The organism is Flavobacterium sp. 22659 (assembly GCF_052044235.1).
In the GTDB taxonomy this organism is placed as follows: domain Bacteria; phylum Bacteroidota; class Bacteroidia; order Flavobacteriales; family Flavobacteriaceae; genus Flavobacterium; species Flavobacterium johnsoniae.
On the sequence record NZ_JBQEMU010000006.1, the window covers coordinates 158,378 to 172,317 of the forward strand.

General features: G+C 33.2%; 8 protein-coding genes. 3 read left to right on the plus strand and 5 right to left on the minus strand.

Features of this window, described 5'->3' with window-relative positions; translation table 11 throughout:
* Positions 1 to 2: 2 nt before the first annotated feature.
* Positions 3 to 1,712: a PAS domain-containing sensor histidine kinase gene (locus ACTJIW_RS08885; RefSeq protein WP_012026901.1), complete on the minus strand. Its 1,710-nt coding sequence runs from the start codon at positions 1,710 to 1,712 to the stop codon at positions 3 to 5.
* Positions 1,713 to 1,880: 168 nt separating this feature from the next.
* Here ACTJIW_RS08885 and typA point away from each other — a divergent pair, with 168 nt between their 5' ends.
* The gene (gene typA, locus ACTJIW_RS08890; protein ID WP_012026900.1) at positions 1,881 to 3,677 is read left to right on the plus strand and encodes a translational GTPase TypA; all 1,797 of its coding nucleotides are present in this window, start codon (positions 1,881 to 1,883) and stop codon (positions 3,675 to 3,677) included.
* 115 nt (positions 3,678 to 3,792) lie between these two features.
* Here typA and ACTJIW_RS08895 read toward each other — a convergent pair whose 3' ends face one another.
* From ACTJIW_RS08895 to ACTJIW_RS08905, 3 genes are all read right to left on the minus strand, one after another.
* Positions 3,793 to 6,081: a choice-of-anchor L domain-containing protein gene (locus ACTJIW_RS08895; protein WP_440715188.1), complete on the minus strand. Its 2,289-nt coding sequence runs from the start codon at positions 6,079 to 6,081 to the stop codon at positions 3,793 to 3,795.
* Between the two features lie 72 nt (positions 6,082 to 6,153).
* Positions 6,154 to 6,990 carry an ABC transporter permease gene (locus tag ACTJIW_RS08900; protein ID WP_440715187.1) on the minus strand — a complete coding sequence of 279 codons (837 nt, stop codon included), beginning with the start codon at positions 6,988 to 6,990 and terminating at the stop codon, positions 6,154 to 6,156.
* Positions 6,991 to 6,997: 7 nt separating this feature from the next.
* Complete coding sequence (locus tag ACTJIW_RS08905) at positions 6,998 to 7,906, minus strand: ABC transporter ATP-binding protein (RefSeq protein WP_440715186.1); 909 nt, start codon at positions 7,904 to 7,906, stop codon at positions 6,998 to 7,000.
* Positions 7,907 to 8,013: 107 nt separating this feature from the next.
* On the opposite strand from ACTJIW_RS08905, the gene ACTJIW_RS08910 reads away from it, so the two are divergent.
* Positions 8,014 to 9,066, plus strand: a complete 1,053-nt coding sequence (locus ACTJIW_RS08910) for a hypothetical protein (protein WP_012026896.1) — start codon at positions 8,014 to 8,016, stop codon at positions 9,064 to 9,066.
* 88 nt (positions 9,067 to 9,154) lie between these two features.
* Complete coding sequence (locus ACTJIW_RS08915; protein WP_440715185.1) at positions 9,155 to 10,015, plus strand: hypothetical protein; 861 nt, start codon at positions 9,155 to 9,157, stop codon at positions 10,013 to 10,015.
* Positions 10,016 to 10,188: 173 nt separating this feature from the next.
* On the opposite strand, the gene ACTJIW_RS08920 is transcribed toward ACTJIW_RS08915, so the two are convergent.
* Positions 10,189 to 13,920, minus strand: a complete 3,732-nt coding sequence (locus ACTJIW_RS08920; RefSeq protein WP_440715184.1) for a metallophosphoesterase — start codon at positions 13,918 to 13,920, stop codon at positions 10,189 to 10,191.
* Between the last annotated feature and the right edge of the window lie 20 nt (positions 13,921 to 13,940).

Genomic DNA, 13,940 nt, shown 5'->3' on the forward strand with positions numbered 1-13,940 from the left:
ATTTAGTTTTTAAAAGTTATAGTAAATGTGGTGCCTTTGTTAACTTCACTGTCTATAGAAATTGTTCCTCCCATGGTTTCGACCTGAGATTTTACAAGATACAAACCTAGTCCTTTGCTGTCGGGATAATTATGAAATCTTTGGTAAAGACCAAAAACTTTGTCTTTATTTCTTTCTAAATCAATCCCAATTCCATTGTCTTTGAACGTAAGTATCGCCTGATGGTCTATTTGCTCAGCAGTAATTGATATTTTTAATTTTCTGTTTTCTGATTTGTATTTAATTGAATTGGTTAGTAAATTCAGTAAAATACTTTCAATATACGCTTTATTTGTATTTAAAAGCGGTACTTTGTCAAATTTAAGTTTTATAATAGGTTTGTGAAGTTCGATTTGAAAAGACAATTGGCTAAAAACATTTTCAAAAACCTCTTTTAAAGAAACCTCCTCTTTTTGCATTGATGGGTTGTCTTTTATTATGATAACTTTTACCAAGTCGTTTATTGTTTCATTTAATAAATGAGTTGATTTTGTGAAACCTGCCAGAATTTCTTCAAGTTCTTCGTTTTCAATTGGAATATCTTCTATAAGATTTAAAAGTCCAATTAAATTTGATAATGGTGCGCGAAGATTGTGTGAGGTGATGTAAGAGAACTGTTTTAAATCTTTGTTGTTTTGTGTAAGTTCACGAATAAGATGTTCTTTTTCTGTTTCCAGCTTTTTCTCGTCAGTAATGTCTCGTTGTATAGAAATCCAGTGTGTAATTACACCTTCGTTGTTGAAAATTGGAATCATGGCAAAACGCACCCAATATTCTTCCTTAGATTTAGTATAGGTGATGGTTTCTATAACACATTCTTCTTCGTTCTTAATAGCTCTTAAAAGTTTTTTTAATTCTTCTGAATCTGATTTTGGCCCTTTAAATATGTTGGTAGATTTTCCAATGATTTCGTTTGATTCGTATCCGGACATTTGAGAAAATGCTGGATTAACATAAACTATTCTTGGAATTTTTCGATCTTCAGAATTAGCTTCGGTAATAAGAATAGAGTCTTTAGATTGTGTAATTACAGTTTCTAAAAGTTTTAATCGCTGTTCTTCTTCTTTTTGTTTGGTGATGTCCTGAATCGCTCCAATCATTCTGATGGCTCTTCCGTTTTCATCTTTAAGTAAAAAACCTCTGTCCAAAACATACTTATATGTTCCGTCTGCACATCTAAAACGATATTGATCCTGCCATTTTTCAGTTTTTTGTTCAATAAATGAATATAGTTTTATTGACATTCGGATACTATCTTCCGGGTGAATTTTATCAAACCACCATTTTGAAGTTTTTCCAACTTCTTCCGGATTATAGCCAAAAATTCCCTCGATACCTTTATTCCAATTTATTCGGTCTTCCTGTATTTTCCAGTCCCAAATAGTATCGCTTGTTGCTTTTGCAACTATGTCATATTTTTCATTAGACTCCTTTATTTCTTCATTTGTCTTTTTTAATTTTTTAAAAACTGAAATATTTTTCTTTTCGTTTCTTGAAAGTATGTATTTGAAAATAAATGCAGTAGCTATAATGAAAAGTACATCTTTTATGAAAAATAAATAAAAGTATTTTGTTTGAAAAAAGTAGTCAGTAATTAAATTATGACATACAATTGCCATAATTAGCGATATGATAACGTAAACAAGAGTAATTTGGAGAGTTTTACTTTTCATCAATCAAATATAGTTAAATTAACTATAACTAAACAATAAGTAAAGTTCATTTTGGAGGGTAAATTAACACTGTTTTAATGAACTAATTACTTGTATATACGCAAACTATCGCAGAAACATTTTTTTTTACAAAATAAAGTGTACTTTTGCACCCATTAAAAATCACAAATGGAATCTATTAGAAATATTGCAATTATTGCCCACGTCGATCACGGTAAAACCACTTTGGTTGATAAAATTATGTATCACTGTCAATTATTTCGTGAAAACGAAAATACAGGTGATTTAATTCTTGATAATAACGATTTAGAGCGTGAGAGAGGTATTACTATTACTTCTAAAAACGTTTCTGTTCAGTACAAAGGAACAAAAATCAACATTATCGACACTCCAGGCCACGCGGATTTTGGAGGTGAAGTTGAGCGTGTATTGAACATGGCCGATGGTGTATGTTTGCTGGTAGATGCTTTTGAAGGGCCGATGCCGCAAACGCGTTTCGTATTGCAAAAGGCTATTGACTTAGGTTTAAAACCATGCGTTGTAATTAATAAAGTTGATAAAGAAAACTGTACTCCGGAAGAAGTACATGAAAAAGTTTTTGACTTAATGTTTGAATTAGGTGCTACAGAAGAGCAATTAGATTTCCCTGCTGTTTACGGTTCTGCTAAAAACAACTGGATGTCTGATGACTGGAAAAACCAAACAGAAAACATCGAGCCTTTATTAGACATGGTTATTGCTAATGTTCCTGCTCCTAAAGTTTCTGAAGGTACTCCACAAATGTTGATTACATCTTTAGATTTCTCTTCTTTTACAGGTCGTATCGCTATCGGACGTCTTGAAAGAGGTACTTTGAAAGAAGGAATGCCAATTTCTTTAGTAAAAAGAGATGGTAAAGTTATCAAATCAAGAATTAAAGAATTACACACTTTCGAAGGTTTAGGCCGTAGAAAAGTTGAAGAAGTTGTTGCTGGAGATATTTGTGCTGTTGTAGGTATTGAAGGTTTCGAAATTGGTGATACTATCGCTGATTTTGAAAACCCGGAAGCTTTACAAACAATTGCTATTGACGAGCCAACTATGAGTATGTTGTTTACAATTAACGATTCTCCTTTCTTTGGTAAAGAAGGTAAATTTGTTACTTCTAGACATATCCGTGAAAGATTAACTAAAGAGCTTGAGAAAAACTTAGCGATGAAAGTTGGAGAAACTGATTCTGCTGATAAATTCATGGTTTTTGGTCGTGGTGTACTTCACTTATCTGTTCTTATCGAAACAATGAGAAGAGAAGGGTACGAGCTTCAAATTGGTCAGCCGCAAGTTATCATCAAAGAAGTTGATGGTGTTAAATGTGAGCCAATTGAGGAATTAACTATCGATTTACCAGAAAACCTTTCAGGTAGAGCGGTTGAATTCGTAACAATCCGTAAAGGTGAAATGCTTTCTATGGAAGGTAAAGGTGAGCGTATGATCATTAAATTTAACATTCCATCTCGTGGAATTATCGGTTTAAGAAATCAATTGCTTACTGCAACTGCTGGTGAGGCTATTATGGCACACCGTTTCATTGGATACGAACCATACAAAGGAGAAATTCCTGGACGTAACAACGGTTCGTTAATCTCTATGGAAAACGGAAAAGCAATTCCTTACTCTATCGATAAATTACAAGATCGTGGTAAATTCTTCGTTGATCCAAACGAGGATATCTACGAAGGACAAGTTATTGGAGAAAACACTCGTAGCGACGATATGACTGTTAACGTTACTAAAACGAAAAAACTTTCTAACGTACGTTCTTCTGGAGCTGATGATAAAGCTAGAATTATTCCAGCTATCAAATTCTCTTTAGAAGAAGCTTTAGAGTATATTCAAAAAGATGAGTATGTTGAAGTTACTCCAAAATCTCTTCGTTTAAGAAAGATTTACTTAAGTGAAACTGATAGAAAAAGATATAAAATCTAATTAGTTATAACTTTCAATATAAAAAATCCCAAATTCCATTAGGAGTTTGGGATTCTTTTTTATGGTATAGTTCGGATTCGGACTTTAGAATTTCAGGTATTGAAATTTTAATACATTATCTTTTCAAGCTAAAATGTCCTTTTACATTTCTGCCGTCTGCAAAGGTCAAAGTAAACCAATAATCATCAGACGGGAGCTGCTGTCCATTAAATAATCCGTTCCAGCCCGGACTGTTTTGATTCATCTCTTTTAAGAATTTTCCATAGCGGTCAAAAATATGAATTGTGTAATTAGGCAGCACATTAGAATCTTCAATAACCCATAAGTCATTATAACCGTCTCCGTTTGGAGTAAAAAATCTAGGATAATCTAAAACATATAACAAAAATGAATTTGATAATCCGCAGCCATTTTTATCTTTTGCAATTGCATTATAAGTTCCTGTTGCAACAGCTGTAAACAAAGGATTATCTTGAAAAGTTAATCCATCTAAAGAGAATTCGTAGTTTCCGGTTCCGGTATATTCTATTAAAACAGAATTGTCATTTCCGGAAAAATCTTTAACAGCAGCATTTGTTATTGTGGCTGGTTCTGATAATATAACTTTAAAATTTTTAGTTTTTTCACAGCCGTTTGCATCTTTTACCGTTACGAAGTAATCGCCGGGAGTAGTAATTATTGTTGAATTTGAAGTTTCTCCATTACTCCACAAATAACTGCTGAATCCAGCTGCAACGGTTAAAGTGATTTGATCATTTTTGCATAAATATTCAGATTCATTTTCAAAATTTGGCGGATCAAAAGTATTTACGACGAGAGGAACAGGTACAACATCATAACAATCCGGGCCATTTACAACTCGGGCGTAAATAGTTTGATTATAGGGAGTTGTGTTTTTAAAGATATTTAATTGCGGGTTTGTTTCTGTTAAAGCATCATTGGCAGTCAAATAATAATTTACAGTTAAACCACTCGGAAGTCCTGCCGTGATTTTTGGAGTAACTTCAGCATTAAGATCAAACTGATATAGTCCATCCTGGGTTTCATCTCCATCACAAGTACTTATAGGAGCAGGATCAGCAATTGATGTTGCAGCGATTTGTAATGTAACTTCGGCAATTTTAAAACACTCAAATTGATTTTCTAAACGAGCATATACAACTTGATTGTTTGCTGTATTGGTATAATTATTCGGCGTTGTTATTTTGTTGTTTTTTGTCTGAGCATCGGCTAATGTTACATAATATCCTTCATTAGTAATGCTGGTAACATTGTTTTTTACAATATTATTGGCTTTGCTTAAGTTGAAAATCGAAATCCCATCTGTATTATCATCACACTGTAAAAGTGTAGTATTTGTTGAAAGGATTTCAGGAGCATAATCAATTTTTATTTCTCCTGATAATACACAAGTTGTCCCTATTGCGGTGGCTTCAACGACATAATTTCCTGTGGCTGTAACATCATAAGTTGAAGCTGTACTTAGATTAACAGCAGGGTTTTCTTTTTTATACCATTTAAAAGTATAATCAGCAGATGATAGTTTACTGTCTAAAGTAATTTTTTCTCCAAAACATGCCGGATTGTTATTTGTAATTGTACGATCTTCTCCAAGGGCAATTTTTGAAGCAAAACTTCCAGCTTCAAGGAAAATTGCCGAAGTCTGATATCTAACATCAGCATCTCCAATTACGAGTTTTACATGGTATTTTTTTCCTGCAGTTACTGTGCTGTATGCAGTCATTACAACGGTTTGCCCTGCAAAATTTATTGGACTTGTATTTGTATTTAGACCGTTAAAGTAACTTTCGTTTGAAGCTGCGCATCCTTGATAATTAATACCTCCTACGCTTACTCCCGGTTCAATTTTTGGGTGAATATTTACAGAAGAAACAGGAATATTTGTATTGGGTATTACGGCTAAATTTTTATAAGGATCAGCCGTTCCTTCTTCTTTGATTAAAAAAGCAAATCCATCAGAATAGGTACAGGGAAAATTATATTGATATTCATTTGAAGCGAAAATATAATTAAAACTCAAAGAATTTGTATTTGCAATAAAGTCAAATTCGAGAACTGTTGTGTTTATCGAATTTATACCTAATGTCTGATCCAAATCGGTGTCGCGCCCCCATAAAACACTGTCATCAGCACCATCATTTGGATTGCTGACAAAGTGACCGCTCGCATTTTGTGCTGTTGACGTTGCTAAAATTATTCCTTCTTCAAAAGGAAAACTCGTTCCGTTTCTGTTGAAATAAGCAAAGCTTTGTTTTCCGGGTCTAAAAGTATCGCCTTTTCCGGTGGAATTCGAGGCAGCAGCACACGAGCTGTTAACTAAAACATCTTCAATGAGCTGCTGTGGTGTTTTTGTATCATCAATAGTTATAACTTGAGCATTCATCGTTAAAGATGAAATGCATAAAAATAGAATAATAAAAAAACTTCTTGCATAATTCATAGTATAGCAAATATACTATAAATCTCGATTTTTTAATAGTTTGTAAGAAAAGTATATGAATAAAAATGTCCACACTAATACAATTAAAATTGCAAAATAACTTACACTGTAATCAATGTCTGTATCAATTCCCATTTGAGATCCAATATTTTTAACTACAGATAATCTTGGACCTGGATTAACAATTAAATTTGACATAGATTCTAAAGGAAGAAACTGAGTAATTTTTTTGTCGATATCGCTTCCCGGAAAAACTTTAAAAGCTAAGAAACCTTTAATTATGGCTTCGATTATATTCCAGACTAAAAGAAAACCTAGTGCAAAAGCAGAGCGTTTTACTAAAATCCCAAGGAATAAGCAGAAAGAAAAGAATCCGGTTAATTTTACAAAAAAGGCAAGAAGATAATCTAAATCGCTAAAAATGATACCAATCTCGGTGTATGAAGAGAAAATAAGCCCCAATATTAAACTCATAATAAAAATGAAAACAGTTGAGATAAATGCAAATAAAACAACTGTAAGGAATTTTGACAGTATAAATTCTTTTTTACTTAAACCATCAATCAGGTTTTGTTTTAATGTTCCATAGCTGTATTCGTTCGCCATCATAGAAACAATTACAATAGCAAGAAACAATTTTAAGATAGCTGCTACATAAGTATTAAAATGCCATATAAAAGGAAAATTAAAGATTCCCATTTCGGCCAAATGAAATTTGAATGGACCAATATCAAATTTAATTGAGGCAATTAAAGCGATAAAAGAAAGCAGGATAAAATACGTTAATGTTAAGATACGGCTGGCTTTGTTCATCCAGATTTTTTGCAATTCTATAGAGATAAGTCTGTTCATGGCTTAGTTAGATTTTTGGATTGGTATTTTTGGTTAATTCTAAAAACTGTGCTTCCAGACTATTTTTACGTTTTACCAAATGACTTAAAACAATATTTTTTGAGAATAAAAACTGATTCAATTCTGAAGCTGATAAATCAGATTTTAAATACACCAGAACCTTTCCGTCTTCGTCTTTAATCTGTGCTATTGCCTGATGTCCTTCTAAAACAGATTTCAATGCAGCGTTATCATTTGAAGAAATTTCAAAGAAACCTTCATTGGCAGACATTCCATCTACAGAACCAGAATATAAAACTTCGCCTTTTCGCAAAACAATAACGTGCGAACATACTTTTTCGACTTCGTCTAATAAGTGCGAAGCCAGTAAAATGGTAGTTCCCTGCGAAGCAATTTCTTTAATAATATCTCTAATTTGATGAATTCCCTGCGGATGTAAACCGTTTGTTGGTTCATCGAGAATTAAAATTTCAGGATCGTTTAAAAGTGCCGACGCAATCGCCAGACGCTGTTTCATGCCTAAAGAAAAAGTGCTGAATTTTGAATCTTTTCTTTCGGTTAAACCAACAAGATCAAGTTTTTCTTTAATTTTAGAATAATCAATACTTTTAATTTTACAAACCAGTTTTAGGTTTTCTTCGGCGGTCATGTACGGATAAAAATTTGGACGCTCGATAATAGCACCAACTTTTTTTAAAGCTTCATGCGTTTCAACGTTTCCGTCAAACCACTTATAATCGCCCGAAGTTTTGTTTACAACATTTAAAACAATTCCAAGAGTAGTTGATTTTCCACTTCCGTTAGGGCCTAGAATTCCGTAGACATGGCCTTTTTGTATGCTAAAAGATACATTTTTAAGAGCCTGAATTCGCCCGTATCTTTTACTGAGATTCTGAATAGTAAGGATGGTTTCCAAATTTATTTCGGTTTTAGTTTTAAGTAAGACGAATCAACTTACATATTGTTACGCCAAATTTATTTTTATAATCTTATTGATGTAAATTTGTAATAAAGATATTCAAAATGAGCGAACCTTTAATGGTGTTAAAAAAACCGTCTTTTCCTTTAACACAGCCACTTTTAAGTTATTTAGACAGATTCGAACGTATTTCGAAAGTTTCTGTGTTTTATGATGACTTACTGCGGTTTTCGGGTTCGATTAATGTTTACGATAAAAATGAAACCGATACTCTATGGATTCGGGTTTATTACAGTGAATTTGAAAGAAATGAAATCGATCTAAATCTCAAAAAAATCTATTCTCTTTTACATTCTGATGGGAACAATGAGATCATTCAGTATTTAAATGTCGATGCCATTGACTATTGCACTTTTGGAAATTCAAAACCATTTCGAATTAAAGTAAGAAATATTCTAAACGACAATTACGTTCATTTTTACATAAAAAAAGCTGATGCTTCGAGAATTTACGGATTAGAATTAGAAGATATACTTTCGCCGGATAAAATCAACTTTTTGGTTTATAACGATACTTTAATCGAGGAGCATATTATTGGGATTCCGGGCGATGTTTTTATGGATACTTTGCTGGACAAATGTACCGAAATGGAGAAAGCACAAATAGCGAAAGAATTTGTAAAATTCAACGAACGCTGTATGATTAGGCTCTTGGGCGATATGAGAGCGTACAATTATGTAATTGTCCCAATTCACGATTTTGATCAGGTAGTTTATAAAATACGTCCAATTGATTTTGACCAGCAATGCTACGAAGGCAATTTCAAAGTTTATCGTCCGCAGTTTTTCAAGGAAAATTATCCAATGATTAAGCTGATTAAAGAGAAATTAGAAGAACGTTCAATTATTCAGTACAAAGACGAAGAAAGAGCGATTCTGGCAAAACGTATTCATTCTGCCGAGACCAGAATAAAAAAATTACTGAATATAATGTGCCACGATACCATTTCGACACAAGAACATTTAGATCAGTTAAAAATGGAATTGTACCGATATACCAACGATATGAAATTTAAAAATGCCAAATCGATGGGACATATCATGCACGCCGCTTTTGAATTTATTACGCGTAATTTTAAAAACACAAACTTAGTTTAAAGTTTTTAGGCTGTAGATTTCAAAGATTAAAATGATTTTTTGCAATTCTTTAAACCTCATAATCTGTGCCTGAACAAAAAACAATCTTATGAAAAAAACTTTTTTAATAGCCGTTTCTATAGTTTTATTGGCTTGCCAGCAGCAATCAGGCAACGATTTGAAAACGCTTTATTCGCTTCCGAAGAAATTAAAAGAAGTTTCGGGAATTACTTATTTTCCTGAAACCAATATAATTTACACTCTTGAAGACAGCGGTAATAAAAATGCTCTTTATGCCATCAATTCTAAAGGAAAAATAGAAAAAACGATTACAATCTCGAACGCTTCAAATGTTGATTGGGAAGATATTACAAAAGATAAAGCCGGTAATATTTATATTGGGGATTTTGGAAACAATGATAACAAACGCAGAGATTTGTGTATTTACAAAGTTGCTAAAAATCAGTTAAGTAAAGATGTGGCTTCTGCCGAATATAAAATCTCATTTTCTTATCCTGAACAAACTGAATTTCCGCCAAAGAAAAAAGAAATGTTTTATGATGTGGAAGGTTTTTTTGAACATGGAGGATATTTCTACCTTTTTACAAAAAACAGAAGCAAAGGTTTTGACGGAACAGCCTTTATCTACAAAATAAAAAACGCATCCGGAACTCAAAAAGCCGTAAAAATAGGAGAGTTTAAAACCTGCAATAATTACAATCATTGTGTTTTGACCAGTGCGTCAATAAGTCCTGACGGAAAAAAAGTAGCTTTGTTAAGCCACGATAAAGTTCTTTTATTTAAAGGTTTTAAAGGAGATTTATTCCACAAAGGAACTCAAACCCAAATAGAATTAAATCATTTTTCTCAAAAAGAAGCAATAGTTTTTAAAGACAATAATACCTTGCTTATCGCAGATGAAAAAGCCGATAAAATAGGAGGGAATGTATATGAATTTAGGTTGAAATAATTTAGGTTCAAAGAGGCAAAGTCACATAGGTACAAAGTTGTTTTGCAAAAAAAGTCTGCCGCGAATTAAACCAATTTCCCCGAATTATATTTAATAAAAAATTAATGGAAATTGATGTAATTCGCAGCAGAAACCTTTGAGCCTTTGTTGCTTTGTTACTCTGAACCTAACAGCTAGAAGCTGTATGCGGCTCCAAAAATAACTCGTCCTATTTCATCAGGAGATTTAAAGTACGAGATTCTGGCAGTTAAAACATTAATGGCATTTAACCAAAGTCCGCCTCCGTAATCCTGATGCCATTTTCTTGAATTTTCGCCGTCAAGCCAAACCCTTCCATAATCAAAACCGCCTAGAATTCCGTAAGTAAACGGAGCAATTGTTTTTCTGATTCGGCCTATGCTTAAACGCAAATCAGAACTTTGAGAAAAATATGAATTTCCTAAAAAACGTTCATTTCTAAAACCACGTAAATCAGTATCTCCTCCCAGAGAAGCACCTTGGTAGAATTCGTAGTTATTATTTAAAATCGCTTTTCCTTTTAGATAAGTTGCTAAAACCAGTTTACCGTTTTTGTCAATTCGGTGTGTAAAACCTAAAACACTTTCAAGAGTTGGGAAATTTTTCTTGGTTTCGTCTAAATTAGTTGTCCAAGTTCCGGCAATCATAAAATACATTCCAAGAGTTGGTTTGGCAGCAAAATCAGAATTTTTGAAAAGATATTTTACTTTCAAGCTTCCGTAATTCTGACTGCTGAAAACATCCGGATTTACAATATTTGGAGTGTCAATAAATCTATTACTCGTTTCCTCAACTGTCATTCTCTGAAAAATAGGCTGAATGCTGAATTCACTTCCGTATCTTCCCACGTGTCTAATGGCTCCCGAAGCATTAAATTTACGAATGCGTACACGGTTGTAATCCATACTTAGATCATCATCATATTGAGATTCATTTCCGTATCCAAAATAATTCATCGCAAAGTTTGGCGTAGTATAAAGCGATTCAACATCAATAACCCATTTTCCTAACAAACCTGGGAAATGAGCGGCATAATTAAATTCTAAACCACCAGTAGCAAAATAATAGAAAGCATTAAAAATATGTCTTTGCGTATACGGATTCTGTTTGAAATTATTCACCGTATAATTTAGATTAATACCCAATTTAACGCCATCATCAGGATTAAATCCAATATTTGGAAGACCAGAAATTACGTTATATTTCGGTTTTTCATAATTATACAAGTTAACATCGTAATCGTCTGTCAGCTGCGTCTGTGTTTTCGAATCTAGCTTATAAGTGTTTTCTTTTGATTTAAAATCGTAGACAATAACCTTTCTTCCGTTTTCAATATTGTAAGTGTCATTATTCTGACCACCAATTAAACGAACTTTAATTTTTGATTTTTGATCGCCTTTTACTTCAAAAACATCATTATCATCTAATCCATAAATCCATAAGTTTTTGGTTTTAGCATCAGTAAGTATTTTGGAGTATTGCAATTCATCACCATCTTTTTTAACTCTGTAAACCTGAACTTCAATACTTTTTTTAGCATTATGGTTCAAAACAAATTTGTCTTTTTTATCAGTTCCGGCAATCATAACTGTTCTGCTTAAAACATCAGAATATCGGGCTGCGTATTTTTGAAGATCTTTTTTCCTGTTTTTTAGTTTTCGGATAATTTCAGCAACCGTTTCATCCTGAACTTCTTTAGGCATATTTTTAAAAGCATTTTCGATGTCGCTGTCAGATAAATTTTCCTGAATAAACTTAGCCTGTTCAACCCATTCTTTTTCGCCTGATGTTCTTAAAAAAGCCAAATCCATTGGATATGGTTCTCTGCTCAGCCATTTCACATTGCCAATTCGGTCTTTAAAAGTTCTCATGTGGCGAAGTGCCGGAATATTCATTAAAATAGAAAGCAAAGCACCATCATATTTTACAAAGGCCTGATCTCTGTCACGCGGAATTGGTCTGTAAATAACTTTACCGTCTTTTTTAAATTCTGCCCAGCGCCATTGGTCACTGTGTCTGTCCCAGTCGCCAATTAATATATCAAACAAACGCGCTTTTATATATTCCTTTTCGTCAACGCTGTATTTTTCATCTTTGTGTAAATTCAGCATCATATCATCGGTACCAATTATATTACTTGGATTTCCAAAGTTTTTGCCGTCTAAATGGTTATCAGCTGGTCTTTCTTCTACCATATAAAGCTGATCTCCAAATCCGGCATTAAATTCTCCTAAACCATTTTGTTTTGGTACATAATATAAAATTGGATTAGTATGCAAAACACCAATTTTATCAGACATACTGCCAATTACAAACGGAGCATACGGATGCGAAGTTGTATAAAAATCAAACAGAAAACTTTCTGTATAAGTATCTTCAAAATCATTTACCACATATTGATCTTTAAAAGCCACAGATTGTAAAAATACCGTTGCACTTTTTTTCATGCCTCGCAATACAAATTCACGTCCTTTTGGATCAGACATTCTTAAAGAAACAGATTGATGTCCGCCGCCTTCGCGAATAGGTTTCAATCCGCCTTTTAAAGTATCTACAGTGGCTACTTTTACATCAATTGGCATACTGTAGTATTTTCTGTAATGTTGTCCGAACAAGAATTTATGAAACAAACTTTTATCTGTCATTTTAGTTGAATAGATAGAAGTTGTAATTCTTGGAGGAAAATTATTCGGAATATCAGAAGCCCAATTAATTTCTTTAGCTTTTATAATTTCTTTTTCAAAAAGCAGTTTCTCTTTATTATTTTCATTTCCATAAAAAGAAACTTTAGCATCGCCGCTTTTATACAAAGTTAAGGCTGCATAACCATTGCCTCCGTATGAAAAATCATTTTCGTTGATTGCTCTCGCAGCTTCAGATTTTGAACCGGCTCCGCTGATAATCTGCTGAATATTTTCTTTGCTGATATATTGTAAATTGTGATCGTGACCCGAAACTACAATTACATTTTTCTGTTTCTGCAAAAGCGTTTTAATTCGCTTGGCATAAATAGTATATTGTTTGTTTTGAATATCCTGCGGACTTACTCCAGAAGTTTTTCTCAGCAAATTGATGAAAGAACCAATTACCGGAAGCGGAATTTTTTTCTCTAACGGAAATAACTGCTTCTCTAACGAGAATTGTCCTCCATGCGTTCCGTTGCTCAGCAAAGGATGATGAATGGCAAGAACAACTGTTTTTTCCTGATTTTTATTTAAGATATTCTCAAGCTCCTCAAAAAAGGCTTCTCTGGTTTTTATCTCGCAATTATCGTTAATAGTAGGGTGATTATCCCAATCTTCCAGAAACCATTCGCTGTCAATGGTTACTAACGTTGTAATGCTATCAATTTTGACATCTTCAATGGCACAGGATTTTCTTGGCAGAAATGCTTTTTTGTCATCTAGTTTTTTTGTCACAAAATCGGCCTGACTTTCGAGCCCTTTAATACCGCTGTACCAATCATGATTTCCGGGAATAAAAATGGTTTTGCCTTTATATCCTTTAGCCAGTTTTAACTGATTTTTGAGTTTGGTTTCTGCAAGTTCTTTATCTTCAGCATTTTTATCAGCCGGAAAACCTTTTGGATAAATATTATCGCCTAAAAAAAGCAGAGTCGATTTTTTACTGGCTTTTTTAAGCCTGTCATGCAATAATTCTAATGTTTGCTGCGCCTGTTCTTCGTCAGCATTTCCGGCATCTCCAACAAGATAAAAAGTATGGGCAATTTTTATAGTATCTGTTGCGTTTTCAGTTTCGTTAGCACTCACATTTTTTCCATATTGCGCTTTGCGCGTTGCACAGGAATAAATGAAAAGCAGTGTTATAATTGCTAATGAAAAGTTTTTAATCTTAGCAATAAAATGATTATCCAAAAACAATTTCATAATTTAGTGGTGTAAAAATA

Bases quoted from the DNA above. Each gene is read 5' to 3' on its own strand.
- ACTJIW_RS08885 (WP_012026901.1), bottom strand. From the start codon at position 1,712: ATGAAAAGTAAAACTCTCCAAATTACTCTTGTTTACGTTATCATATCG.
- typA (WP_012026900.1), top strand. From the start codon at position 1,881: ATGGAATCTATTAGAAATATTGCAATTATTGCCCACGTCGATCACGGT.
- ACTJIW_RS08895 (WP_440715188.1), bottom strand. From the start codon at position 6,081: ATGAATGCTCAAGTTATAACTATTGATGATACAAAAACACCACAGCAG.
- ACTJIW_RS08900 (WP_440715187.1), bottom strand. From the start codon at position 6,990: ATGAACAGACTTATCTCTATAGAATTGCAAAAAATCTGGATGAACAAA.
- ACTJIW_RS08910 (WP_012026896.1), top strand. From the start codon at position 8,014: ATGAGCGAACCTTTAATGGTGTTAAAAAAACCGTCTTTTCCTTTAACA.
- ACTJIW_RS08915 (WP_440715185.1), top strand. From the start codon at position 9,155: ATGAAAAAAACTTTTTTAATAGCCGTTTCTATAGTTTTATTGGCTTGC.
- ACTJIW_RS08920 (WP_440715184.1), bottom strand. From the start codon at position 13,920: ATGAAATTGTTTTTGGATAATCATTTTATTGCTAAGATTAAAAACTTT.